The organism is Edaphobacter modestus, from assembly GCF_004217555.1.
GTDB lineage: Bacteria > Acidobacteriota > Terriglobia > Terriglobales > Acidobacteriaceae > Edaphobacter > Edaphobacter modestus.
The window spans coordinates 4788210-4813034 of record NZ_SHKW01000001.1 but is presented as its reverse complement, the minus strand read 5'-3'; the positions used below and the strand labels follow the sequence as shown (position 1 = coordinate 4813034).

Genomic DNA, 24825 nt, shown 5'->3' with positions numbered 1-24825 from the left:
GCATTACTACAAGGTAAATTTCGGCTTAAGCACGGGTTCTGTTGCTCATCATTTTACAGAGAGCTTACAAATCGGCCAGCGCTTTCTCGCTGCACCCGTCCCTATCGGCGTAAATCGGCGCAGAAACGTTCTCCCGTCCCTTCCGGGCCTGCATCGCCTACCTGGCAGCTGCCGCTTTTTCTCCAGGCACCACACCTTCAGCTGCCGCCAACGGTTTCGACCGCATCAGCAGGCTTGTTTGGTCATTCAAAGCATCGCTCGCTGTCACGCTGTCGAAAAGATGCAGAAAGCGGGCAATCAGGCCTGTCCACCCGGTCTGATGACTCGCCCCGATCCCGGCGCCGTTGTCGCCGTGAAAGTATTCATAAAACAACAGGTAGTTCTTCCAGTGCGGATCGCTCTGAAACTTCTCCGTATCCCCATACACCGGCCTCTTTCCCTCTTCATTCACGCGGAAAGTGTTTGCCAGCCGTTCGCCGATCTCGTGGGCCACCTCGAAGAGATTCTTCTCCACCCCCGAGCCCGTCGGACACTCCACCTTGAAGGAGTCGCCGTAGTACTGGAACATCAGCAGGAGCGCTCGGATCAGCAGACCATTCACCGGCATCCAGATCGGTCCACGCCAGTTGGAGTTCCCTCCAAACAGTCTCGTCGTCGACTCAGCCGGCTCATACTGCACCGTATGCCGTGTGCCCTGTACATCAAAGACATAGGGATGATCCAAATGCTCCCGCGAGATCGAGCGAATCCCGTTTGGTGCCAGAAACTGCTCTTCGTCCAGCATCCGTTCCAACACTCGCTTCAGGTTGTCGCGGTTCAGGACCGACAACATCAACCTGCCATACTCCCCGGGAACGCCCGGCTCGTGCAGATTCGCCGCCAGCTCCGGTCTCCGCTCGAAGAAGTTCTTCACTCGCTCCATCAGCCTGGGATACTTCCGCACCAGTTCTGACGGCAGAATCGAGACCGCCACCAGGGGCAGCAGTCCCACCATCGACTTCATCCGTAGTCTGCAGCCCGTCCCATCCGGCATATAGAGCACGTCATAGAAAAATGCGTCCTCATGGTCCCATAGCTCGTTTGCGCTATCCCCCTGCGGATTCATCGCCCCCGAAATCCACAGGAAGTGCTCCAGAAACTTCACCGCGACGTCTTCATAGCTCTCGTCTACAGAGGCCAATTCCAGAGCGATAGTCAACATGTTCTGCGAAAACATCGCCATCCATGCCGTTCCATCCGCCTGCTCCAGGTAACCCCCATCAGGAAGCGTAGCGCTCCTGTCGAAGACGCCGATATTGTCCAGTCCCAGGAAACCACCCTCAAAGATATTGTGCCCGGAGCGATCTTTCCGATTCACCCACCAGGTAAAGTTCAGCAGCAGCTTCCTAAAGCTGCTCTTCAAAAACTCAACGTCGCCCTCTCCCCCACGCAGGCTCATCTCCGTCAGGTACACATACATCACGGCCCACGCGTGCACCGGAGGGTTCACGTCGCCAAAGTTCCACTCATAAGCCGGAAGCTGTCCATTGGGATGAAGATAGGTCTCGCTCACCATCAGTTCCAACTGCTCTTTGGCGAATTCCACATCTACCATCGCTAATGCCACCGTATGAAACGCCAGATCCCACGCCGCGTACCACGGGTACTCCCACTTGTCCGGCATCGAGATAATGTCCGCGTTCAGCATGTGGAACCATGGGGCATTTCTCATCGTCAGCCTGCGGCCCGGCCCCGTCGGGCTGTATCCATGCTCGCGAAGCCAGAGGTCGAGATCGAAGTAGTAAAACTGCTTCGACCACAGCATCCCCGCCAGAGCCTGTCGAATAATCATCTGATCGCCCGACTCGCACGATGGAGGACACACCGCCTTATAAAATTCGTCCGCCTCCTCGATTCTCTCCGTAAATGCTCCATCGAACCCGGCACCGAAAGGAGCCACCATCTCCGCACTCCGTGACAGCCGCAACTTCACAACCATCTCACCGCCGGCCGGAACCTCCATCTCGTACAACGCGGCGGCCTTCGTTCCGGTCTGCTCAGGATTCACCGCATCCTTTACGCCATGAATCAGATATTCATGGAAAGCATCCTTCACAAACGGGGTTGAATTCACCGCCCCCGATAATCGCTTCTGGTTCGACTCGTTCTCCGTGAACAACAGCTCCGGAGCCCCTTCGCAATGCAGAAAGTACTCTCCCAGCCGGCCATAGCTGGCCCCAACGACCCTGCCGCTCCTTGCCTGGATCTGTGGCCTCGGCTGATCCTTTCCCTGCCACCACGTATTGCGAAACCATAACGTCGGCAAAAGGTGCAGCGTGGCTGCTTTCTTGCCACGATTCACCGCTGTAATCCTTATCAGAATCTCGTCCGCGTCAGCCTTCGCATATTCGACAAACACATCGAAGTAGCGGTCCTCCTCGAAGATCCCCGTGTCGAGCAGCTCATACTCACGCTCGAACTTCGTCCGCTTCGCATTCGTCGCTACCAGATCGTCGTAAGGAAACGCCTCCTGCGGATACTTGTACAGATACTTCATGTACGAATGCGTCGGCGTCGAATCCAGGTAGAAGTAGTACTCCTTCACATCCTCCCCATGATTCCCCTCGGAGTTCGTCAGCCCGAACAGCCGCTCCTTCAGAATCGGATCTTTTCCGTTCCACAATGCCAGCGCGAAGCACAGGTGCTGGTGATCGTCCGAGATCCCCGCGATCCCGTCCTCTCCCCACTTGTAGGCTCTCGATCGTGCCTGGTCGTGCGTGAAGTAGTTCCACGCATCCCCATTGGGGGAGTAGTCCTCACGCACCGTTCCCCATTGACGCTCGCTCAGGTAGGGCCCCCACAGCTTCCACGCCTTAGTCCCGCTCTTCGCTTCCTGTAGACGAACCTGTTCCACGCCAGCCATCCGTCACCTCATCGAACGCACTTTGACCCGAAAACAAATACCTACAGACACTAGGGCCGTCCCATTCAGCCGTCAACCGCCTCGAACCCAACAGCCCATACTGCTCGAAAAATTAATCTCCGTCTCCCAACCACCCCAATCCTTCCCACCCTTCCTCTCCAGGTAAACCGCGTACAATCACATCCGACGCTACATACGAGGTTTCAGTGATCGATACTCCCGTGCTACTCGTTATTGTCATCGTTGTCCTTTACCTCATCAGCTCCATCAAGATCCTCAAGGAGTACGAGCGCGGCGTAATCTTCCGCCTTGGCCGCATCTCTCCCTCCAAGGGCCCCGGCGTCATCCTCGTCTTTCGACCCCTCGATCAGATCGTTCGTGTCTCCCTCCGTCAGGAGGCGATGGAGGTCCCCCCGCAGGACATCATCACCCGCGACAACGTCACCCTCAAGGTCAACGCCGTCATCACCCTCCGCGTCATCGACCCCACCAAGGCCGTCATCGAGGTCGCCAACTACATCTACCAGACCAGCCAGTTCTCCCAGACCACCCTCCGCTCCGTCCTCGGCGAGGTCGACCTCGACGAGCTCCTCGCCCACCGCGACCGTCTCAACCAGCGCATCCAGACCATCCTCGACGGCCACACCGCCCCCTTCGGAGTCAAAGTCGTCTCCGTCGAGGTCAAGCAGGTCGACATGCCCGAATCCATGCTCCGCGCCATGGCCAAGCAGGCCGAAGCCGAGCGCGAGCGCCGCGCCAAAATCATCCACGCCGAGGGCGAATTCAATGCCGCCCAGAAGCTCGTCGACGCCGCTGCACTCATGGCCACTCAACCCATGACCCTGCAACTCCGCTATCTTCAAACCCTTACCGAGATAGGTGTCGAGAAGAATACGACCATCGTTTTTCCGCTTCCCATGGAGCTGATGAACCTGTTGAATAAAACAGTCCAGACCGCGGACGCTGCGAAGACTTCCTTCGGGCATCAGGGCGGGCCCGGCGTCCCGCAGGCTCCTGTCCCACCGCCCACGAGAACCTCGCCAGCCGAACCCATCGAGTAGGCGCCCTCACGACGGCTCCTGCCCAACTGAAGGATCCGACCGTGAACTCCTCCCGCTACCTCGAAGACGACGACCTCGACACCGCCTCCACCGCCCGCGAGATCTCCCTCAGTCCCTCCACGATCCTCGGCATCTTCTTCCTGCTCGCCATCCTCTGCGCCGTCTTCTTCGGCTTCGGCTACAGCATGGGCCACCGCTCCGCAACCGCTACAGCCACCTCCGCCGATAACACCGAAGCCTCCCCTCTCAAGACCACCGGCGACTCGAAGCCCGCCCCAGGCCAGGCCAATGAATCTGCCGATCTCACCCCCGCGGACGCCGCCGCCGCTGAAGCTCCCGAACCCGAAAAGGCTGATGCCACCTCTTCAGCCAGCACTCCCGAAGCCCCGGCGCCACGGCCCCATCTTGAGCGTGCTGCGGTAGCTCCCCCCACTCCAGCCCCGCAGCTGAAGCCCGCTGTCGTGGTCAAGGCTCCGGCTGCGGCAGCAACAGCGCCCGTACTCCGCCCAGCTACCGCCGGCGCCCCGGCGCTCGTCCAGATCGCGGCCGTCTCCCATCAGGAAGACGCCGAAATTCTCGTCAACGCCCTCAAGCGGCGTGGCTACACCGTAGCCGTCCGTCACGAGCCCCAGGACAAGCTCCTCCACATCCAGCTGGGCCCCTTCCCCACCCGCAAGGACGCGGACGCCATGCGCGTTCGTCTCACCGCCGACGGCTACAACGCCATCGTCAAATAGACCAACTCGTCCCAAATCATTGGGGCTAGCAGAAAATTCAATTGAAGTATCGCGGATCGCGCCTATACTGTCTCCGCCACGGAGACCCACACCCATGCGCTCTGCATCCGCGATGCTCCTCGCCTCAGTCCTCCTTGCACCTCTCCTTGCAGCCCAGAATCCTCCGCCGCATAACAATAACGTCTATGTGCTCCGCGACGGTGGAACCACCGGGAGGATGGAGAGCATCACCATCCCGCCCATAGTCGGCGCCCCCTTCAGCCTCACCCTCATCACCGAATGGTCCCGCTCTCTCTCAGGCAGCGGAACCATGACCCTCACCAACCAGCGCCCCATCATGCGCGACGGCAAGGGACGAATCTACCAGGAGCGCTGGTTCCTCGTACCCAAGGGAGGCACCCAGAAATCCGAGGTGGAGATCGTCCAGATCATGGACCCTGTCCAGCACACCTGGTACAACTGCGCCGTTCGGTCGAAGATCTGTGAGCTGCTCAACTTCAACATGCGCACCGATACGGTCTACAAGCCCTCCATGGGCGTCTCCGGACCTCTTCCCGATGGAAAGGGCTATCGTCAGCACGAGGAGCTTGGAACCAGCAACACCAGCGGCGAAGACGTCACCGGCTACCGCGACATCCTCACCCTCAATCCCGGCGTCATGGGCAACGATCAACCCCTCGTCAGCACCCGCGAGTTCTGGTACTCCTCCCACCTCGGCATCAACCTCATCTCCAAGGTGGATAGTCCAACAAGCGGCAAACAGGTCTTCACCGTCGACAGACTCACCACCTCCGAACCCGATCCAAAGTTCTTCGAGATTCCCGAGGGTTACAGAATCGTCGACCACCGCAAACCGGAAAGCAGCGGCTCTAACTAGTCTGTCCATCTCCGCAACAAAGCCACACCTGCACTCGAAAGATGAACTAACCTTGGCCTCTCTGCGCAATGCTTCTTTGAGCATCACGATTCCCGCCTTTCTCTCGTGCCTTCTTTTCTCCACCGGTTGCGTCCATCGAACGCCCGTCTCCGGCGAGACCTACACACTCGAGAAAAACTCCGGATACTCCCTGCTCGTGCCCTCCCTGTCCACGCAGGCCAGCGATCAGGACTTCCAGACCAGCACCCTCACCCTGCCAGACAGCGCGCCAACAAACGATGCCCCTGCCCAACACTGCGTCATCGGCGGCTCTATCTTCTCCCTCGCCCCCGACAGCACAGGCAAGCCAAACCAATGGGCCGTCAAAGGACTCAGCCCGCTAGGCTGGCAGAAGCGCGCAGGCGATCTCGACGTTCACGCCGAGTGGAACCGTTTCCTTGGCGACCTTCTGGAGCTTGAGCGCCTATCCTGCTTCCCCCGCAACCAGAGCTTCTACACCCTGCGCCGGGCGATCGCTGAAAGAATTCCCCTGCCGGCAAACGAAGCCGCCTTCTTCGCCTACTCCTTCGGTGGACGTGGATTCGTCGACCTCGCGCCCGGAATGCAGATCAAGATCGAACGGCCCTTGATTCAAGACGCGACTCCGACCACTCGCGCAAGCTACAAAGGCTCTCTCGAGGCCGACTATCGCGTCATCTCGCCCTCTACCACCGGGGTCGAGCTTCTTCTCTCCCACACCTCAAATCGGCGAGCCGGGCAGTCGCTCGGAGCAGACGGAGACCTCCCCTTCGAGCTCTCGGGCCGTTTCGCGTCCAGGCCCCTGCTCAGGATTTTCCTGCAATCCATCGGCGACGGCAAAGCGCAACCGACCGCCATCCTCCTCGGAGCCAGCAGCGTTCACGATCTCGACGAAACGACCCACAGGATCGAAGAAAACGGACGCACCAGCTGTCCGCCCAGCTCATTTCCCACCTTCGAGTGCATCTCCTTCGGAACCGAGACCGCCGTAAGCCTGCTCTCTTCCGTCAGGATCAACGGCAAGACAGAGCTTCGCCCCTTCGGTACAACCATGGGATACCTGATTGACGTAGCCTCCTCAGGCGCTGGCCGCAGCAACATCGCCGCACTGACCCAGACACTCCAGACAGCCTCGTTGAGTCGGCCCCTGGCAGGAGGAGGTTACGCAGAGGTGACGTTCCCGAAGACCATCGACTCCGTGAGCCAGATCGTCCTGCTTCCCGGCGACCATCTCGCCTGGAAACACTGATCCTTGCGGACTCGTGGTTCACTCATATCCCGTCCATTCGTCCAAATCGTATTCCCATCTGGACGAATGGACGGGGTCAGGTCAGGTGAGCCACTTTGCTACTTGTCCGCGGGCCGCTTAGTTTTGAAGGGAGAGCAGAAACATTCGGGAGGGAACATCGTAAGGGTCAGGAAGGTGAATTTGGAGGGTAGGGATCAGCTATCGGTAGCAAGTCTTTCCCATAACTACACCCTTTGTACTTCCAGAAACAACTGTAGTTGAATGCAGTGTACTTCTTCCAATCCTCTAGCAGTGATTTAGATCTAGGCGAGATGGCAACTCGAAAGGCATCAATAGCGATTTTCCCATTCTTGTCATACCATATCTCCCACCCTTTGCTAACTGGTGGTTCTACAAAATCGGTAGGTTTTTCATGGGACATTTCTTGAAGTTCGTGTTGGTTTTCTTTCGGCCATTTGAACTGGCTTTCTGTTTGAGAAACATACACTCTAGGAGGGCCAAGAAAAGTTTTATAAGGACCTACTCCAATGCTATATTCAACAGCTTTATCTGTGACGATAGAGTCCTTCACTGTAAAGGCAATCGCAAAGGTTCCACCCTTGCCCCTGTACCATTGAGGTAGTAGAGCGTTATCGGTAAATTTGTACCATTGACATTCTGCGTGAGTGCACTTAGCAAATGGCGCTTCCTGTGCTCCTATCTTCTTTGCAAATTTCTGAGCATCATCAAATGTAGAATGATTTAGTTGAAGATCCTTGAGTTCATACAGTAAGTATCGAGCATGAAGTGACGGATACAACAAGGTAGCCCAACAAACAAGAAATCCGATGATTGGCAGTGGAACTAACCAGAAGAATATTCGCTTAGACAACATTTCCTAAACCCTCTCTCGAGGAAAAGCTACCTTTTCTAATTTTTGTTGACTACCACTATCTACAAGAATTAGGAACGCTTGCTAAAGTATCACTGTTTTAGTTTGGAACTGAGTCCCACATGCGATCCGGACAGTCGCTTGGAGCGGACGGAGACCTCCCCTTCGAGCTATCGCGCCATTTCGCGTCCAGTCCCTGCTGAGGCTCTTCCTGCAATCCCTCGGCGACGGCAAAGCGCAGCCGACCGCCATCGTCCTCGGAGCGAGCAGCGTTCACGATGCGGACTCGTGGTTCAATCGAGCGGCTTCATCTCCTCCGGAAGCGCCGCCGCAATCTCTTCCCGAACCGCCCGCAGAAGATCCTCCCGCGTCTCAAAATCCTTCGGCTCAATCACTGGCAGCAAACGAACCCGCGCTACTCCCGGCGTAATTGCAGCACTTCCCTTCCGCATCATCTTCTCGGTTCCGGAGACAGCCACGGGAACCACCGGGGCCAGCGTCTCCATCGCCAGGAAGAATGGTCCCTTTTTGAACGTCGATAGATGCCCATCCTTCGACCGGGTGCCCTCCGGGAAGACCAGAATGTTCAAACCATCCCCGAGCGCCTTGCCAGCGGCAACCACGCTCGCCTGCGCGGCGTCCCGCTTCCCTCCCCGCTCCACAGGAACGAAGTCCCCCATCCGCATCGCGCGCCCCAGGATTGGGATACTCATCAACTCCTTCTTCAGCAGCACCGAACACTGTCCCGGAAGCACGGGGAGCACGACCGGAGGATCAAGATTCGACACGTGATTGCACATGTAGATACAAGGTCTTCCCGCCGGGACATTTTCAAGTCCCGAGACCTCGATCCGGATTCCCGCTGCACGAACCCCGGCGTTGGCAATCCACATGGCAATTCGATACAGCCGTTTGACGTTACCCACCAGGAACGAATAAGGAATCCCGATAATCCCAGCCGGAACTCCAAGGGTCAGATAGACAAGTAACAACTTCAAAGTCGCAAACATTCCACTTCGCAGAATATCCCACCCACTTTGGACTGACGATTCGTTCTTCCTCCCACTCTTGACACTGTCAAGTCCCAATCTCACCTAAATCATTCAAAATAAGGAGATTATCCAGTGCCGATTAGTTCTGTCCGCTTTTCTATAATTGAAACAGGATCGAACGAAAGGCTCCAGAGTGATCGAGCTTGTCGCTGGCGTCACACACATAAGCCGTTTAGATTCAATATTTTAGTAGATAAAGCATCTGGAATCAATATTCTACAAACACGGCCCCAGGATAAACCTAACATAATCAATATTTTAGAAGAAATGGGTGGGGAGGGTGTTCAACTGAATCGGACCGCTACCCTGCCTGCGACCGCAGCTTCCGTGATCGCCCGAGGAAGCTTCTGATAGATCCCCCCGAAGCCGCCGTTGGAAAGAATCACAACAACGTCCCCGCTCCGCAGCTCCGGAGTCAGCGCAACAACGATCGCGTCCGCATCCTGGTGCACCGCGGCTGGGATACCGCGCTCCAGCAGCCCTTGAACCACACGTTCTGGGTCGAGCCTCTCGGCCACGGGAATGTTCTCGGACTTGAAGACCCCGGCCAACGCCACCCGGTCAGCCAGAGCGAGGCTGTCGATCAACGCACTCTCAAAGACGTTCCGGCGCAACGTGTTCGATCGCGGCTCCAGCACGGCGATCAGCCTCTGGCCCGGACGACTCTCCCGCAGCGCCCGCAGCGTCTCGCGGATCGCCGTCGGGTGATGTGCGAAGTCATCGATGATCGTTACGCCTTCCGCAACCGCCTTGACCTCAAGCCTGCGCTTCACGCTGTGAAACGTTCGCAGCGCCTCGACGATCGCATCGACCGGAACTCCCTGTCCGGAGGCCAGCGCGGCGGCCGCGGTAGCATTCAGAGCATTGTGCTCGCCGGCCATCGGCAAAGACAACTCCGCGAACTTCTCGCCGGCGCGCCACAGCGTCCACCGCGTCACCGGTCCATCATGACCGAGATCGGAGAGCCGCCAGTAAGAGCCTTCCTCGAAACCATAGCGCTCCACCGTACAGAACGCCTTCGCCACGCACTCGCTGACGTTCTCGCTGGCATCGTAGGCCACCACGCGGCCGCGGCGAGGAACAAGGTTTACAAACCGCTTGAAGGCCGTCTTCACCGCATCGAGATCGGAATAGATATCCGCGTGATCGAACTCCACATGGGTCAGAATCGCAGCGTCCGGGAAGTAATGAAGAAACTTCGGCCCCTTGTCGAAGAAAGCCGTGTCGTACTCGTCACCCTCGAGGATGAAGGGCCTGGTCGGGCGGACCATGAAGCTTGTGCCGAAGTTCTCCGGCACCCCGCCGATCAGGAACGAAGGCGCAAACTTCGGATCGCGTCCCGAGGCGGTCTCGTAGATCCACGCCAGCATGCTCGTCGTCGTTGTCTTCCCGTGTGTTCCCGCTACAACGAGGGACTCGCGGCCTTTTAGAAACTCGTCATGCAGGATCGACGCCATCGAGCAGAATGGAATCCCCTCGTCCATGACGCGCTCCAGCTCTACATTCCCGCGCGAGATCGCATTACCCACTATCACAAGATCCGGCCGGCGGTCGAGGTTCCGCTCAGCATAAGGCTCGTGCACGGTTATGCCAAGCTCTCGCAGCAGATCGCTCATCGGCGGGTAAGCCGCCGCATCCGAGCCGGTCACCTCGTGACCCTGCTGCTTCAGCATTCCGGCAAGCGAAGCCATCGCTGTGCCGCAGATTCCTATGAGGTAGATATGTTTCTGCATTGCGCCAAAGAGAAGACTAACCCGAAACCGCAGCCTCGAGAAAGGTCAATCTCGGATTCTTCCCATCCGTCAGATCGAGCTGCACCTGAACTCCCAGCGGAAGTGTCCGGTTCGCTCCATCCACATGGCCGCAACGCAACCCGATCGCGACCGGTCCCTGAAATCCCCGTAAACCGTGCAGGATTGCGCGTTCCAGCAGATCCTGCTCCTCCAGGTCAGCGCACTGTGTCATATCGCCGAAGACAATTCCACGAACATCCTCGAGCCTGCCTGAATAGCGAAGATGCAGCAGCATTCTGTCCCACTGGTAGGGCTTCGTTCCGATATCTTCAAGAAAAAGCACGCTTCCCGTCAGCCTGGGAGCAAACGGGGTTCCTAGCCCAGCTGCCAGAATCGAGATACAGCCGCCAAGGAGACGGCCGTCCGCCACTCCGGGCTGAAGCACACGTAAACCGTCTTCAGAATCCAGCGACCATCCGCTCGCGCCCTCGAACGTATTGCGCCAACTAGCTGGATCGACCCCTCCTTCGCGCGCAAAATCCGCAGCGACCATGGGACCATAGAAGCTTGTCAGGTTTGCCTCATTCTGCAACCAGCAATGCAAGGAACTGTGGTCGCTGTATCCGATGAAAGCCTTGGGATTGGAGCGAATCAGATCCGCATTCAGATGCGGGAGAAGCTCGGCCGATCCCCATCCGCCCCGCGTACAGATGATTCCGTCCACGCTGTCATCGGCAAACGCCGCATGGATATCCTCCAGCCGCTCGGCCCAAGTTCCCGCGTAGTACAACGGACCTCCACCGAAGGCGTATTTGCCAAGCCTGGTCCGATAGCCTGCTGCTTCCAGCTCTGCAATGCCGCGCTCGACCAACTCCCGTTTCGGGGTACTCGCCGGTGAGATTACTGCGAGAGTCGCTCCAGAGCGCAGAGCGCGCGGCTTGATAAACGTCTGCTCAAACACACTCACAGGCCTGCAACCTCACCGCGGCAGATAATCTCGGCAGGACCGGTCAACCGCATAATCTGGTCGTTGGCCAGCCAGACGGTGCGCTGGGCACCACCTTCGGCAACGGCTTTCAATTCACGATCCACTCCACGCAGCGCCATCGCAGCCGCGGAGGAGGCGCAGGTGCCCGTTCCGGACGAGGTCGTCGGCCCACAGCCGCGCTCAAAGATGCGAAATGCAATCTCACCCTTCGACAGAACCTTTACAAACTCCACATTGGTTCCGTGCGGAAACAATGGACTCACGCTGATCTGCCCTCCCAGAGCCTGCCAGGAGAGTCCATGAGAACCGAAGTCCTCGGAATCGACAAAGATCACGAAATGAGGATTTCCCACATTGACCATCGCTCCAGCAACGTTGCCGATGCCGGGAAGCTCGATCGTACGCTCCATCACGCGCGGAACTCCCATCTCGCTTTCGATCAGATACAGCGGATCGGCGTCCTCGACGACGTGGCAGCTTCTCGGCCCACCGTGCGTTCCGAGCACCACTTCATCGAGCCCCTCGGAACTGGCTAGCCACGCGGCCACACAACGGGTTCCGTTACCGGATAACTCGGCCTCGCTTCCATCGGCATTGAACAGCCGCAGAAAGAACTCTCCGTTCGACCTGCGCTCCAGAAACTCGATACCGTCAGCGCCGATGCTGGTGTTGCGGCTGCATAGCTTTCGCGCCAGCGCAGCATGTTGCCGCATCGCGACCGTCTCTTCAAGAATCAGAAAATCGTTACCGCACGCATGCGCTTTTACAAAGGGGATCATTTGCTCTTATTCTTCCTCAACTTCGTTGAAGACGACAACCTGATTGGTCTCAAAAATTCGAAGACCGATATACGCGCGCGCAGGATTGGCCGGTGGTACACAACACAACTAACTCCGTCAGGCCCTGTGGATGTGCAGCGACCGCAGCAGAGACCGGGTCACCCGCAATCGCAACCACATAGGCGGCATGCTTCGCGGGATCCGCCAGGGCAGCCTTCCAGCTGTCATAGTCCGTCTCGCTCAAGGTCTGCTTCAACGGGATACCAGCGCGTTGCAACGCACCGACGTGGTCGGAGTTGTACATCAGGATCGGTACACCGGATGGGAATGTCTTCAACTCGTTCGCAATCGCCTGCTCGAATGCGATGCGTGTCGTGGAATTCACCATCGCTTCCTTAAGGACTAGCGGAACTCGATACATCATTGCAACCGCATTGATTGCGATGAGCAGCAACGCAACGGGCGGCATCAAGCGCACCAGCAAGGGCTGCGAAGCTGCCCAGCGCTGCTGCAGCCATCCCAGAGCCACGCAGGCGAAGATGGCGAATGCGGGCAGCATCTCCATTCCATATCGCGAGTTGTAGTACGAATGCGGGAACAGCGGAGGGATAAAGATCGGAATTGACCCATACGAGATGGAATAGATGTAGAAGGGGAGCGGGATCCAGAGGAGTGTAGAGATCAGGTCCAGCCGGCGTCGGACCACGATGAAGAGACCAGCCAACACCAGCGCTAGAACGGCAAAACCTGTCTGCCATGCCGCGGCATCCAGTTGCGACGTTCGCAGATAGAGCACTGCAGCCCACACCGGATTGTGCCATCCCGGATGAGGAGAGCCCGAGGTTGCAGTTCGGCGCTCGATCGCTAAGGCCGAGTATGGTCCCCGCATAAAGTCCAGCGGATCGTGAAAGAAATGCTGGTTATAAGCAAGCCACGCAACGGGGCCGGCAATCGAAAGAAAAGTAAAAATGGCAAAGCATACAGTGACACGAGGCCGAACTCTTTCCGCACGAAAGAGCTTCCACGCCACGACACTCCACACCGCCGCACCGAAGATCCAGCCATCGTATCGGGTGAGGACGGCTGCAAGAATCAGCACGCCGAGACCGATCAGCCGGCCATTCACTGCAGTCACCCGGGCATCTCGGATGGCGGCTAGGCACTCCATCGCCAGCAAGGTCGTCCAGATAACGATCGCCAGAAACAGCGGCTCCGTCATCGCCGTGGTCGACAAGTACAGAAGATTGGGATTGAGAGCATAGAAGGCGGTCGCCACCAAAGCCCATTGCGGCGCTACCATCCGTCTCGCCAGCCGATACAAACCAGCGGCACTCAGCACATACGACAACAACGACGGCCATGCCCCGGCAAGCCCGTTCTGCCACCACTCCATCTTCTGGACGAACGGAAGCATCAGCAGATGCGGCAGCGGGAGCCACACTCCTCCAAGCTGGATCAGCCCTGGATTTCGCGTGTCGAAAATTCGGCGAGCGATGCCCAGGTGAGCCACCGCATCGCCATAGAGCAGAAGATAGTTGCGGCCCATGCAAACGATCAGGGCGATAAACGCAAACGCTACCGCAGCGATGGCGACCGGCATGGTCTCTTCGCGCTTGGCAGGACGCACCTCGAAGCTCAGCGCCGCTGGGCGTTCTGCCGTTTGTCCGCGAAGATTCCGCTTACGAGCTCGAGTACTCAAGGTGCGAGATCTCCTTGAACAGCTTGAATCGCTCGTCGATCTCCTCGCGGGTTACATCCTGCAGGCGCTCCGTTCCAAAGCGCTCTACCGCGAAGGATCCCATGACGCCGCCGTAGAACATCGCCGCGCGGAAGACCGCCGGCGTCAGTTCCGGCTGCGAAGCGAGATATCCATAAAACCCTCCGGCGAAGGAATCGCCAGCACCGGTCGGATCGACGACCTCAGCGAGTGGAAGCGCAGGCGCACGGAAGGGATGGACTGCCCTGATTCCAGAACCAAACGAGCGGTCGCCGAAAAAGGCTGTGGCTCCATATTCGCCATGCTTGACGATCAACGTCTTCGGGCCCATCGTCAGCACCTTGTTCGCCGCAACGACGAGATTCCGATCTCCAGCCAGCATGCGCACTTCGCCGTCGTTGATCAGCAACACATCCAGTTCGCGCAATACCTTTGCCAGGTTCGCTGCATGGTCTGCGATCCAGTAATTCATCGTGTCGCCGCAGACCATCCGCACGTTCGACATCTGGCTACGGACGCGGCCCTGGAGCACCGGATCGATGTTCGCTAGAAACAGGTACTCGCTGTCTTTGTAGGACTCGGGAATCTTCGGCTCGAACGTTTGAAAAACATTCAGATCCGTTCCCAGGGTCTGGGCCTCGTTCAGATTGTTCACGTACGATCCGGTCCAGTGAAAGCTCAGACCATCCGCGTGCTCGATGCCGCGCGTATCAATGCCGCGCCGTGTGAATACAGCCTCATGCTCTTCGGTAAAGTCTTTGCCAACGACCGCGATCACACGAACATCGGTGAAATAGCTGGCAGCAAGGGCGAAGTGGGTCGCAGCACCTCCGAGGCAGTTCTCTACCGAGCCACTGGGAGTCTGAATGCTGTCAAACGCGACCGAACCTACGACAAGTATGGACATTAATCCTCTTTCTCAACCAAGGTGAAACAAAGTGTGCACATGTTCCCTACAGATATTTATCCAGCAGCAGCGCCAGCTTCTGCCGTGTCTCAGCAGGAATCGCTTTGCGATCCGTCAGAATCGCATACTTGAGCGCATTGCCACATGCGCAGGCCTTCTCCGTCGGCATCGCCGCAATCGCTACGCGAACAACTTTCTCGGCGTTCGACGAATTCTGATGCATGACGGCGACGATCTGATCGACGGTCACATCATCGTGGCCCTCGCGCCAGCAATCGTAATCGGTGACCATCGCCATGGTCGCATAGCAGATCTCCGCCTCGCGAGCCAGCTTGGCCTCCTGCAGGTTCGTCATTCCGATCACATCGGCCCCCCAGCTGCGATAGAGGTTCGATTCCGCACGAGTCGAAAACTGCGGTCCCTCCATGCACACATAGGTCCCGCCGCTTTTCCCTACAACGCCGACCGTGTCGCACGCCTTCTGAAAGGTAGAAGAAATCGTGGCACAAACCGGATCGCCGAAGGCGACATGCGCGACAATGCCCTCACCGAAGAAGGTCGACTCGCGCGCAAAGGTGCGGTCGATAAATTGGTCCGGCATCACGAAATCCGTAGGCTTGTGCTCTTCCTTGAGCGAGCCCACCGCTGAAACCGAAAGAATTCGCTCCACTCCGAGCATCTTCATCGCGTAGATATTGGCGCGAAAGTTCAACTCGGTGGGCAGCAGGCGATGTCCACGTCCATGTCGAGCGAGAAACGCCACCTTGCGCCCTTCCAGTTCTCCCAGAACGAAGGCATCCGACGGATCGCCGAACGGAGTCGTCACCCTCTCTTCACGAACATCCGTCAGACCCGGCATAGCGTATAGTCCGCTGCCGCCAATGATTCCAATCTCAGCCTTCTTCAATTACCGTCTCCTGTGTCAGTGCGCGGGCTTGAATTGAGAGTGCCCTTCGGAAGTATACCGGTCGAAGAGGGCTGGCTTCACTACGCCGTACGATCCCAGCAGACGCGACAGCGAGAGCGCAGGCTCATTACTCACTCCCTGGGCCAGGCGCACAGGCCCGTTCGCCTGCACATCCGCAATGCTGTCCCGAAGCTTGCGTGCCAGCGCCAAGTCGAATCCCTCGCTTACGAAGACGCTGGAGTCGGAGATCGAGAGCAGGACATCGCCCTCGCTGGTCGAATAGACCTGCTCCCCGTCTCCAACTTCGTCCTTCTGCCGCCGAACCACGTTCGAGTACTTCCTCGCAATCTGTGCGCTGTAGATTCGCAGAAACGTGCTCGCTGAATCGGTATTTTTCCAGCGCGAGTAGTACAGCAGACCGAGCGAAGCCGTCGTCTCCTTCTCCGCTGGCGTCGCGGCCTTTCGCTGCGCCGCATAATAGATGCCGCCGTTCCACGCGGGTGTGAGGCCTTCGGAGAGCTCGCGGCCGCCGAAAAGCTCCGCCAGGATTCGCACATCCAGCTCACCTATCACCCCCAGGTCATACGGCTCCCATGCGGCGTCCAGCAGAGGATGAATATCCGGCATCCGCAGGACTGGTACCGGAGTATGAGCCATGTATTGATCCGGATGCAGAATCTCGGAGCTGGACGAGGGAGGATTTGCGAGCACACCGGCGAAGGCTGCGTCCCTGCCGCCCTTCACCAGCACGGCATGCTCGAAGTTCAGCCCATCGCTATAAGGAAACAGAAGCGACTCCTGCAGCAGGAGAGGGGCTCGCGCCAGCACAGGTGAGCCGGTTGTGTCGCTCACCAAGCCCTTCAGCCGGGACATCATCTCCGCCGGGGCATCCGCCAGCGTTTTGCCGGAAGGTTGCAGCGTGTAGTCGATAAACGTTGCCATCGCCTGGCCCTCGGCAATCGCCTCACGAGCGGTATCTGCCTCGTCGACCTGTAGATGACGATTGTCGTCCTGCACAGTGCGGGAGACGCCTTCGAGGCTCACATCCGACCACTTCGTCAGGTCTACCTTCTGGTCCTGCAAGGCATGTGTCAGCTCATGGGCCAACACAGGTTTCTGCTCGTCCGGCTCAATCCAATCCAACAGATTCACCGTCTTGGTTTTGTTGTCATAGAAGCCCGCAATCTGCTCCGTCAGCAGCGAAAGCAGGAACGGCCGCAGATGGAAGTCGCGATCCAGCAGCCCGAACTTCTTCAGCACCAGCTCCGATCGCTGCATCCTTCGCGTGCTCTCGTCTTCATCGAACTTCTTCTTCAGGTACTTGTTGACTTCTTCGCGAGAGATCAGTTTGCGCTTTACGCTGTGTTGAACTGGAAGCCCCGTATCTGAGCTGACGAACTTCAAAATCTGATCGACCGAGCGAAACAGCTCCTTCGCCTGCTCTTTCGTCATGGGAGCGGGTGGTTTGTCAGCCTCCCCGTTGTTCTGCGCTGGTACCTGAGACCAGCCGGCCACCGTGCAGCCCGCCAGCAAAACAGCGCCTGCCACCCACCGCTCTATTCTCCCCACCCTCGTCACATCCATCCTTCGCTGCAAACCCTGCCTCTCCATCCGACCGCTATAATCAAGTGTACGCAGAGTTCGCTCGCGTCGTCGTCCGATGAAGCTTATGACACCGGCAGCCACCTCCAACCCGCCTTCAGCTGTTCCCCCCGGCGTCCCGGCCTCCGGCTCCCATCCGCAGCTCAATGCCCTCTTGTCCGGGGTAGGCATCACCCCCCTCGAAAAGACGGGTTGGATTCGCGTTACGGGATCAGATCGCGTTCGCTGGCTCAACGGCATGGCCACCAACTCCGTTCAGGATTTAGCGGTAGGCTCCGGAGCCTACAACTTCTTCCTCAATGCCCAGGGCAGGATTCAGGGCGATGGCAATATCTTTGCCTCGTCTGACGCCCTTCTCATCGAAACCAGCCGCCCGCAGACCGCAACCCTGATACCCTACCTCGACCACTACATCATCATGGATGACGTTGAACTCGCCGACATCAGCGACTCACGCTACGGTTTGAGCGTCATCGGTCCTGAAGCTCCATCGCTGCTCGCCAAACTCGGCCTGCCTGCGGAGGCACTGAAGGAGTTCGAGACACGCGAGGAATTGTGGAACTCCGCACCCGTAATGATCCTTCGCGCCCATAGCCCTCTCGTTCCGCGCTACGAGCTCTGGGCGGAACGAGCTGATACGGTCGAGGCCGTTCGAAAGGCCCTCGAAGATCTGGGCGCAACGGCCTGCGATCTCACTACGCTCGACTGGCTTCGCATTCTGGAAGGAACGCCTCTCTTCGGCACCGACATTCGCGACCGCGATCTCCCACAGGAGACGAATCAAGCTCGCGCCATGCACTTCAACAAAGGCTGCTATCTCGGCCAGGAGATCGTCGAGCGCATCCGCTCCCGCGGCAGCGTTCACCGCACGTTCACCGCCTTTGTCCTGGAGGGTACTCTCCCTGAATCCAGCGCGCCTGTGGAATCGGGAGGAAAACAGGTCGGCGAGCTCACCAGCGCCGCGGCTATCCCCATCTCCGGCAGCCATGGATCCAGCCTTCAACTTGCTCTCGGCTACGTCCGCCGCGAGGCGCTCGATCGCAACGATCGCCTGCAATTCCCGGGCGGAATCGCCCATCCCATCTCATCCCCTTTTTTCGCGACGGCGACCGAGTTGCCGTCCCCCGCACCTGATTCTTCAAAGAGAGACTAATCATGTCCGAACAAAATAAGCCCTTCGTCGTCACGGATCGCCGGAAGTTCAACCTTGATGGGGAGCTTCGCCCTGATGCGGACCCCTCGCCGGAGACCGACGAGCGCGAGACGGCTCAGACAGCGGAGCCCGTAGAGGTCCAGTCCAGCGTAGCCAAAGCCGCCACCGACGCGACGTCCGAGGACGAGTTGCGGGACGACGACCTCCTGCCTGGGCCGACCCCTGAACAGATCGAGCAGTCCCGCGCCGCCTACGAGGCCACCTCCGAGCGTCTCGATACCGCCATCCGTGCCGCAAATCCCGGCGCCGATCATCCGCCGGCGATGAACTTCGAGACGCTCGTGCAATCCATCTACATGACGACCATCGTTCAGCTCGGCGGTGCAACCCCTGAAGGCCAGCAGCCCCAGGTCGACCTGATGGGCGCGCGTCAGAGCATCGATATGCTCGGCATTCTCGCCGAAAAGACAAAGGGGAACCTCACGCCCTCGGAGCAACGCCTTCTCGAAAGCGCGCTCTTTGAGGTGCGCATGGGATTCCTCGAGATCACGCAGGCACTGGCCCGTTCCGCAGCAGCCAAGAGCGGCCCGAACCCCACTCCCAGAAAGCCGAGCATCGTCCGTTAACGAATGGAGGCGACACTCACCTTCCTCGGTACCGGCACGTCAATGGGCGTCCCGACGCTGGGGTGCGACTGCGCCGTTTGCGTCTCTGCGGTTTCGCCTGACGGCGATGCCCGTAACCGGCGTACGCGGCCATCGCTGCGCCTCGCGTACAACCATCATCTCGTTCTTGTCGATACCGGTCCGGACTTTCACGCCCAGGCAATTCGCGAAAACATCCGCCACGCCGATGCTGTGCTCTACACCCATGGCCACGCCGATCACATCCTTGGCTTCGACGATCTGCGCCCCCTCAGTTTTCAGCTTCCCGGCGGCCTTCCTCTTTACGCCGACGACGAGACTGCGAGCACTATCGAGCGCATCTTCGATTACACGTTCCGCTCCAAAGATCGCTATCCCACCAGTGCTCGGGTCCAAATCCATCGCATCGATGAAGCTCCTGGCGCGGGCTTCGATCTCTTCGGCGCCTGCTTTCAGAGAATTCCCGTCACTCACGGAATCGAGACCATCACTGGCTATCGCTTCGGCTCCGCCGCCTATCTCACCGATATGAGCGACATCCCAGCCGAAAGCATCCCCCTCCTGCAGAACCTAGACATCCTCATCCTCGATGCACTACGCCGTCAGCCACACCCCAGCCACTCTCATCTTGAGCGTTCCCTCGCCTTTGTCGAGCAGCTGAAGCCGCGCCGGGCGTTTTTCACCCACATCAGCCACGACCTCGAGCACGCTGCGACAGAGGCTGAGCTCCCGTCCCATGTCCGTCTCGCCTACGATGGTCTTAAACTCACCTTCGAGATCGCCTGATGCCGAGTATGACCATGAGACGCATGCAGATCTTCCGTTCTCTTTCTGAACTTCCAGCTTCCTTCCGCCCCACCGTTGCCACGATCGGCAACTTCGATGGAGTTCATCGCGGTCACCAGTGGGTCATCCATGAGGTCATCGCCCGCGCCCGCGCGCTTGGTGCCCGATCGCTCGCCATTACCTTCGACCCACATCCCGCCCACGTGCTTCGGCCCGAGACCGGACTGCCCCTCATTACTCCTCTCTCACAAAAACTCGAGCTCATCTCCGCCACCGGCATCGATGCCACGCTCGTTCTTCCCTTTACGAGGGAGCTGTCCCACACCAGTGCCCGAGCCTTCGCGACGGATGTTCTCAAGGAACGACTTTCCGTCATCGAGCTGCACGAAGGAGAGAACTTTCGTTTCGGCTACCGTGCCGAAGCCGGGGTCGAATCGCTCGAAGCCCTCGGACACGAACTCGGCTTCCGTGTCTCCATCTACTCGCCTCGCGCGCTGCGCGGAAATGCTGTCTCCTCCAGCCGCATCCGTCAGCTCATCGCTGCAGGCAACGTGAGCCACGCGCGCGCTCTTCTCGGCCGACCTTTTTCCATCACCAGCACGCCAGCCCCGGGCCGTGGCTACGGCACTCGCTACACCGTTCCCACGATCAACCTTGCTCCCTACCCGCAGCTCATTCCTGCCGTAGGCGTCTACATCACGACCCTTACCGTCGCCGGCGAGCGATTCAATGCCGTCACCAACGTCGGCAATCGTCCTACCTTTGGAGAAGACTCCTTCACCATCGAGTCTCACCTGCTCAACTTCCACCCCATCGAATTGACGGAGCAGACGCCTTTACAACTCGCCTTCCTCAAACGTCTGCGCGACGAAATCCGCTGGCCCTCTCCCGAGGCCCTGCGCGAACAGATTGGACGCGATGTACACAAGGCCCAGCGCTACTTCAGCCTGTGTCAGGCCTTGGCAACATAGACGGAAAAAAATCACCGCATGAAGGCGGCGTCAGTGCGGCGAGGAGCCTCCGGCAGTCTCACGATCACCCTCATCGTCAGATACCTTGGACTCAACCGGCTTCATCTGTGCCGCCGGCTTGTTCACTGCAACATTCAATGTCTTCTTCGGAGCTCCCTCGGCGGGAAATACCTCGTTGGGCTTATTCGCAATCTCGGCACGCATAAAGTCCATCCAGATTGGAAGTGCCGCTCGCGCACCGGTCTCCTTCTCTCCAAGCGACTGCCGATTGTCGTATCCAATCCAGGTGCCGCACGTCACCGATGGCGAAAACCCGATGAACCACGCATCGGTGTAGTTGTTCGTCGTACCGGTTTTTCCTCCCAGGGGATGATTCAATTGCGAGGCCCTGGCTCCGGTTCCCATATGGACAACCGCCTGCAGCAGCTCCATCATCGTCCGCGCCGTCTCCACCGAAATCACCTCGCGTACATCCGTCGGCTTCTCGTCAAGCGGAAGGCCGTCGGCTTGCGTGACCTTGCGGATGTAATGCGGTGCAATGCGGATCCCATCGTTCGGAAAGACGCTGAAAGCTCCAACCTGCTCGTAGAGCGTGATGTCGGCGGAGCCAAGCGCTACCGGCAGAAACGGTGGAATCTCGCTCGTGATTCCGAAGCGGTGTGCCGTCTCGATCACCTTGCGGATACCCGCGTGCGATGCCAGCTTCAATGCAGGTATGTTTCGTGATTCCGCAAACGCATACAGCAACGACATCGGCCCCTTGTAATTGCCTTCGTAGTTACGAGGCGTATAGGGCCCGTTGGGGGTGGGGAACGTCGTTGGTCCGTCGACGATAATGTCCGTTGGCTTAGCGCCGGCTTCGATCGCGGTCGTGTACACGTAAGGCTTGAACGACGAGCCAACCTGGCGCTTCGCCTGGGTAGCGCGATTGAACTGGGACAACGCGAAATCGCGTCCCCCAACCATTGCTACAACCTCTCCGCTCGCGTTGTCTACTGCCATCAGTGCTGCCTGCGCGCCAGAATCCTGCTGGAGTGACGCCTTCCAGGTTCCCCCCAATCCTGGCCCCTCGATCTTCAGATAAACCAGGTCGCCGTTGCGGAGAAAACTGTCGGCCTCCGCATATGTCGTCCACTGCCAGTCCTCGGGAGTCATGATGGCAATCTGCGTGCCCAGCTTTACCGTCACCCGTCTGGGTTCAACCGCAGTCACCACACCGTGGATATACGTATCCTTGGTGATCGGCTGGGTCGAGTCCGGGTGCTTGTAACTCTCTACATCCTGCCCGGAGAGCACGACGTTCGGTAGATTTCCCTTCCATCCCTCACGCCGTTCGTAGGCTGCAGCTCCGTCCAGAACCGCTTTATTCGCGACCGCCTGCGCGTCAAGGTCAAGTGTGGTGTACACCCGTAACCCTGCTCCGTGGACCTCTTCGACGCCGTACTCCTTCTCGAGCTGTCGCCTTACCTCTTCTACAAAGTAGGGTGCCACACTGTTTGCTGGCGGCTCGACGTGCAGGCCCAACGGAGCCGCCCTGGCCTTCTCCTCCTGCTCCCGAGTTATCATGCCGTCCTGCATCATCTCGTTCAGCACGAGGTTGCGCCGTCTCAGAGCACGCTCCGGGTAGCGCACGGGCGAGTAGTACTCCGGGCCCTTGGGCAGGCCAGCCAGCATGGCCGCTTCCGGCAGGGTCAGATCCCGCACATGTTTGTTGAAGTAATACTCCGAACCCGCTTCGAAGCCATAGGTTCCACGCCCGAGGTAAATCTGGTTGGCATACAGCTCGAAGATCTGGTTCTTCGTGAATCTCCTCTCGATCTGCATCGAAAGGATGACCTCCTGGAACTTTCGGCCATAGGTCTTCTCGCTCGACAGGAAGAGGTTTCGGGCCAGTTGCATCGTAAGCGTCGACGCCCCCTGCGCCTTGCCCTGCGAGTGAAGATCCCGGTAGGCCGCGCCCAACGCCCGCACAAGATTCACGCCCCAGTTCCGCTCGAAGCTCTTGTCCTCGATCGAAAGGATCGCCTCTTTCAACACCGGCGGAAACTCAGAATATGGCACCGCGACTCGCCGTTCCAGCGCGAAAGATCCAAACGGACGGCCATGCACATCCAGCAGCTCCGTCGTCGTATTTGGTCTGTATCGGGTGAGGTCGTTCACCTCTGGCAGGTCAATCGAGTAGACCAGCATCAGCCCACACATCGCACCGAAGACGGCGGAGAGTCCCAGAAGAACGTAGAAGGTGACAAGGCGGGCTCGTCTGCGGCTCGGATACTCAGGCCACCGGAAAAGCCTATGCCATGGCTCCGGGGACGTAACCTTCGCGACCTCATCTTCGCGTCTGAATAAGCTCGGCACTGCCCTTCACCATAGCATGATCGACACGCGGGGCCGAGAACCCAGGTTCGAAGACAGAGATCGAATCGCCACAACTTTCAGTCGGAAAAAGCCTCAGGCCGCTTTGCTCTTGAGCAGGTCCAGTGCCTTATTTAACTGCTCGTCTATCGACACACTGGGTTTCTTCGTCTCAGGCTGCGGCGATTCCGGTGTTGCTGCATCCTCATCTACAGGCGCATTGTCGTCGATATTGGAAGCAACCATCACCCCGGGCGTTACGCCCTCATCCTCGAGTTTCTTACCCGAAGGCGACCCATACTTTGCCACCGACAGGATCAGAGCAGCACCGTCCGGCAACTCGAAGGTCTTCTGCTGCGATCCCTCGCCAAATGTCTTCTCGCCAACCAGGTCGGCCCGCTTGTTATCCATCAAGGCTGCCGCAACAATCTCTGCCGGACCGGCCGTTCCACGGTTTATGAGCACCACCACAGGCGAGGTCGTGTTGATTGCCTTCGACGATTCGGCGGTGAATGTCTGCTTCTCTACCTTCTGGCCTTCGAGCGTAGCGATGGTTCCCGTCTTCAACAGGAAATTCGCCATCCGCATTGCCTCAACATTGTCGCCCGCAGCGACATCGCGCAGATCCAGAAGAATCTTCTTGTTGCCTGCCTTCTGCATCGACTTCAACCTGCTCTCCACCTGCTGGACGTGTTCATGATCCAACACACCCGGCTTCAGGTAGAGAATCGAGGAGTTCTCGTACATCGTCTCACCCACAGGTGGCATATTCGTCACCACGCGTGTCATGGTTATCTTCTCCGGGGCAGCCTTTCGCGGACGAACAACGGAGATTGCCAATTCGCTTCCCGGCGCTCCCTCCATCATCATCCGGATCATCGCCACCGACATATCGCGGGTGTCCTGTGTCCCGATCGCCTCGATAATATCTCCGTCACTCAGGTTCGCTTTGTCGGCCGGGCTTCCTGGAACGATCGAAACGACCGTCGCATATCCCCACCGTTTGGAGACATTGATTCCCACCTGGGCCTTGCCGCCCTTATCTGCCTTGAAGGTCTTGTAATCCTCTGGCGTAAGGTAGCTCGAGTCCGAATCGAGCGACTCCAGCAACCCGCGCAAAGCGCCGTTCGTTACCGTGGGAATGTTCGGCTCTTCCACGTAGTCCGTCTGAATATGCCGCAGCACTTCGCTGTACACGTTGATCTGGCGATAAGCACCGTCCTGATCCTCGGTTGCCGCGCTCACGCCGCTCGAGTTCATGCCCAGGAACACGGTCAGAACCAGGACCACCGAAACAGAAAGCAGAAGGATCTTCGAAATCTTCGGCATAGATAGAAAACTCTCCGGGCGATGAGGATCACCCATCAGGCGTTAGACGAAACACACTAATGAAATGATACTCTCGTATGGAGATTCCGCGATATAGGTCAGGAACTTCTTGGTGGCGGTGGACAGAATCGAACTGTCGACCTACGGGTTATGAGTCCGTCGCTCTAACCATCTGAGCTACACCGCC

General features: G+C 58.4%; 21 protein-coding genes and 1 tRNA gene. 8 read left to right on the top strand and 14 right to left on the bottom strand.

Going from position 1 to position 24825, the window contains the following annotated elements:
- Nucleotides 1-157 precede the first annotated feature (157 nt).
- Nucleotides 158-2902 carry an MGH1-like glycoside hydrolase domain-containing protein gene (locus tag BDD14_RS20320; RefSeq protein WP_130420682.1) on the bottom strand — a complete coding sequence of 915 codons (2745 nt, stop codon included), beginning with the start codon at nt 2900-2902 and terminating at the stop codon, nt 158-160.
- Between the two features lie 206 nt (nt 2903-3108).
- Here BDD14_RS20320 and BDD14_RS20315 point away from each other — a divergent pair, with 206 nt between their 5' ends.
- The 4 genes from BDD14_RS20315 (at nt 3109) to BDD14_RS20300 (ending at nt 6844) form a co-directional block, all read left to right on the top strand.
- Nucleotides 3109-3963: a slipin family protein gene (locus tag BDD14_RS20315; protein WP_130420680.1), complete on the top strand. Its 855-nt coding sequence runs from the start codon at nt 3109-3111 to the stop codon at nt 3961-3963.
- A 41-nt stretch (nt 3964-4004) separates the two neighbouring features.
- Nucleotides 4005-4700, top strand: coding sequence for an SPOR domain-containing protein (locus BDD14_RS20310; RefSeq protein WP_130420678.1), 696 nt, complete (start codon nt 4005-4007; stop codon nt 4698-4700).
- Between the two features lie 94 nt (nt 4701-4794).
- Nucleotides 4795-5577: a hypothetical protein gene (locus BDD14_RS20305; RefSeq protein ID WP_130420676.1), complete on the top strand. Its 783-nt coding sequence runs from the start codon at nt 4795-4797 to the stop codon at nt 5575-5577.
- Between the two features lie 52 nt (nt 5578-5629).
- Complete coding sequence (locus tag BDD14_RS20300) at nt 5630-6844, top strand: hypothetical protein (protein ID WP_130420674.1); 1215 nt, start codon at nt 5630-5632, stop codon at nt 6842-6844.
- Nucleotides 6845-7010: 166 nt separating this feature from the next.
- On the opposite strand, the gene BDD14_RS20295 is transcribed toward BDD14_RS20300, so the two are convergent.
- From BDD14_RS20295 to BDD14_RS20255, 10 genes are all read right to left on the bottom strand, one after another.
- Complete coding sequence (locus BDD14_RS20295) at nt 7011-7718, bottom strand: hypothetical protein (RefSeq protein ID WP_130420672.1); 708 nt, start codon at nt 7716-7718, stop codon at nt 7011-7013.
- Nucleotides 7719-7815: 97 nt separating this feature from the next.
- A complete protein-coding gene (locus BDD14_RS31970; RefSeq protein ID WP_165420175.1) occupies nt 7816-7992 on the bottom strand; it encodes a hypothetical protein in 177 nt (58 codons plus the stop codon).
- A 16-nt stretch (nt 7993-8008) separates the two neighbouring features.
- Nucleotides 8009-8713, bottom strand: a complete 705-nt coding sequence (locus BDD14_RS20290; RefSeq protein ID WP_242618086.1) for a lysophospholipid acyltransferase family protein — start codon at nt 8711-8713, stop codon at nt 8009-8011.
- Nucleotides 8714-9051: 338 nt separating this feature from the next.
- Complete coding sequence (mpl, locus tag BDD14_RS20285; protein WP_130420668.1) at nt 9052-10500, bottom strand: UDP-N-acetylmuramate:L-alanyl-gamma-D-glutamyl-meso-diaminopimelate ligase; 1449 nt, start codon at nt 10498-10500, stop codon at nt 9052-9054.
- Nucleotides 10501-10516: 16 nt separating this feature from the next.
- Nucleotides 10517-11467 (bottom strand): S66 peptidase family protein, encoded by a 951-nt coding sequence (locus BDD14_RS20280; protein WP_242618085.1) that lies wholly within the window; start codon nt 11465-11467, stop codon nt 10517-10519.
- Nucleotides 11464-12267, bottom strand: coding sequence for a diaminopimelate epimerase (gene dapF, locus BDD14_RS20275; protein WP_130420666.1), 804 nt, complete (start codon nt 12265-12267; stop codon nt 11464-11466). Before dapF ends, BDD14_RS20280 begins: the two co-directional genes overlap by 4 nt.
- 49 nt (nt 12268-12316) lie before the next feature.
- Nucleotides 12317-13966 (bottom strand): ArnT family glycosyltransferase, encoded by a 1650-nt coding sequence (locus tag BDD14_RS20270; RefSeq protein WP_242618084.1) that lies wholly within the window; start codon nt 13964-13966, stop codon nt 12317-12319.
- Entirely contained in the window at nt 13947-14891 is a 945-nt protein-coding gene (locus BDD14_RS20265) for a PfkB family carbohydrate kinase (protein WP_130420664.1), read from the bottom strand. Before BDD14_RS20265 ends, BDD14_RS20270 begins: the two co-directional genes overlap by 20 nt.
- Before the next feature lie 46 nt (nt 14892-14937).
- Nucleotides 14938-15798 (bottom strand): S-methyl-5'-thioadenosine phosphorylase, encoded by an 861-nt coding sequence (mtnP, locus tag BDD14_RS20260; RefSeq protein ID WP_130420662.1) that lies wholly within the window; start codon nt 15796-15798, stop codon nt 14938-14940.
- Nucleotides 15799-15813: 15 nt separating this feature from the next.
- On the bottom strand, nt 15814-17346 hold the full coding sequence (locus BDD14_RS20255; RefSeq protein WP_207231782.1) for a hypothetical protein: 1533 nt from the start codon (nt 17344-17346) through the stop codon (nt 15814-15816).
- 121 nt (nt 17347-17467) lie between these two features.
- Between BDD14_RS20255 and ygfZ the strand changes: the two genes are divergently transcribed.
- From ygfZ to ribF, 4 genes are read left to right on the top strand one after another with little or no spacing between them, the layout of a single operon-like run.
- A complete protein-coding gene (ygfZ, locus tag BDD14_RS20250) occupies nt 17468-18553 on the top strand; it encodes a CAF17-like 4Fe-4S cluster assembly/insertion protein YgfZ (protein WP_130420660.1) in 1086 nt (361 codons plus the stop codon).
- 2 nt (nt 18554-18555) lie between these two features.
- Nucleotides 18556-19179 (top strand): DUF1844 domain-containing protein, encoded by a 624-nt coding sequence (locus BDD14_RS20245; protein ID WP_130420658.1) that lies wholly within the window; start codon nt 18556-18558, stop codon nt 19177-19179.
- A gap of 3 nt (nt 19180-19182) precedes the next feature.
- Nucleotides 19183-19983 (top strand): MBL fold metallo-hydrolase, encoded by an 801-nt coding sequence (locus tag BDD14_RS20240; protein ID WP_130420656.1) that lies wholly within the window; start codon nt 19183-19185, stop codon nt 19981-19983.
- A 23-nt stretch (nt 19984-20006) separates the two neighbouring features.
- Complete coding sequence (ribF, locus tag BDD14_RS20235; RefSeq protein WP_130423415.1) at nt 20007-20954, top strand: riboflavin biosynthesis protein RibF; 948 nt, start codon at nt 20007-20009, stop codon at nt 20952-20954.
- Between the two features lie 30 nt (nt 20955-20984).
- On the opposite strand, the gene BDD14_RS20230 is transcribed toward ribF, so the two are convergent.
- The 3 genes from BDD14_RS20230 to BDD14_RS20220 form a co-directional block, all read right to left on the bottom strand.
- Complete coding sequence (locus BDD14_RS20230) at nt 20985-23312, bottom strand: penicillin-binding protein 1A (protein WP_242618083.1); 2328 nt, start codon at nt 23310-23312, stop codon at nt 20985-20987.
- 93 nt (nt 23313-23405) lie between these two features.
- Nucleotides 23406-24638 carry a S41 family peptidase gene (locus BDD14_RS20225; protein WP_130420654.1) on the bottom strand — a complete coding sequence of 411 codons (1233 nt, stop codon included), beginning with the start codon at nt 24636-24638 and terminating at the stop codon, nt 23406-23408.
- A 110-nt stretch (nt 24639-24748) separates the two neighbouring features.
- Nucleotides 24749-24825, bottom strand: a tRNA-Met gene (locus BDD14_RS20220).

Coding starts and splice junctions, on each gene's coding strand:
- BDD14_RS20225 (WP_130420654.1), bottom strand. CDS start 24,638: ATGCCGAAGATTTCGAAGATCCTTCTGCTTTCTGTTTCGGTGGTCCTG.
- BDD14_RS20240 (WP_130420656.1), top strand. CDS start 19,183: ATGGAGGCGACACTCACCTTCCTCGGTACCGGCACGTCAATGGGCGTC.
- BDD14_RS20305 (WP_130420676.1), top strand. CDS start 4,795: ATGCGCTCTGCATCCGCGATGCTCCTCGCCTCAGTCCTCCTTGCACCT.
- ribF (WP_130423415.1), top strand. CDS start 20,007: ATGCAGATCTTCCGTTCTCTTTCTGAACTTCCAGCTTCCTTCCGCCCC.
- BDD14_RS20265 (WP_130420664.1), bottom strand. CDS start 14,891: ATGTCCATACTTGTCGTAGGTTCGGTCGCGTTTGACAGCATTCAGACT.
- BDD14_RS20320 (WP_130420682.1), bottom strand. CDS start 2,902: ATGGCTGGCGTGGAACAGGTTCGTCTACAGGAAGCGAAGAGCGGGACT.
- BDD14_RS20245 (WP_130420658.1), top strand. CDS start 18,556: ATGTCCGAACAAAATAAGCCCTTCGTCGTCACGGATCGCCGGAAGTTC.
- dapF (WP_130420666.1), bottom strand. CDS start 12,267: ATGATCCCCTTTGTAAAAGCGCATGCGTGCGGTAACGATTTTCTGATT.
- BDD14_RS20295 (WP_130420672.1), bottom strand. CDS start 7,718: ATGTTGTCTAAGCGAATATTCTTCTGGTTAGTTCCACTGCCAATCATC.
- ygfZ (WP_130420660.1), top strand. CDS start 17,468: ATGACACCGGCAGCCACCTCCAACCCGCCTTCAGCTGTTCCCCCCGGC.
- mpl (WP_130420668.1), bottom strand. CDS start 10,500: ATGCAGAAACATATCTACCTCATAGGAATCTGCGGCACAGCGATGGCT.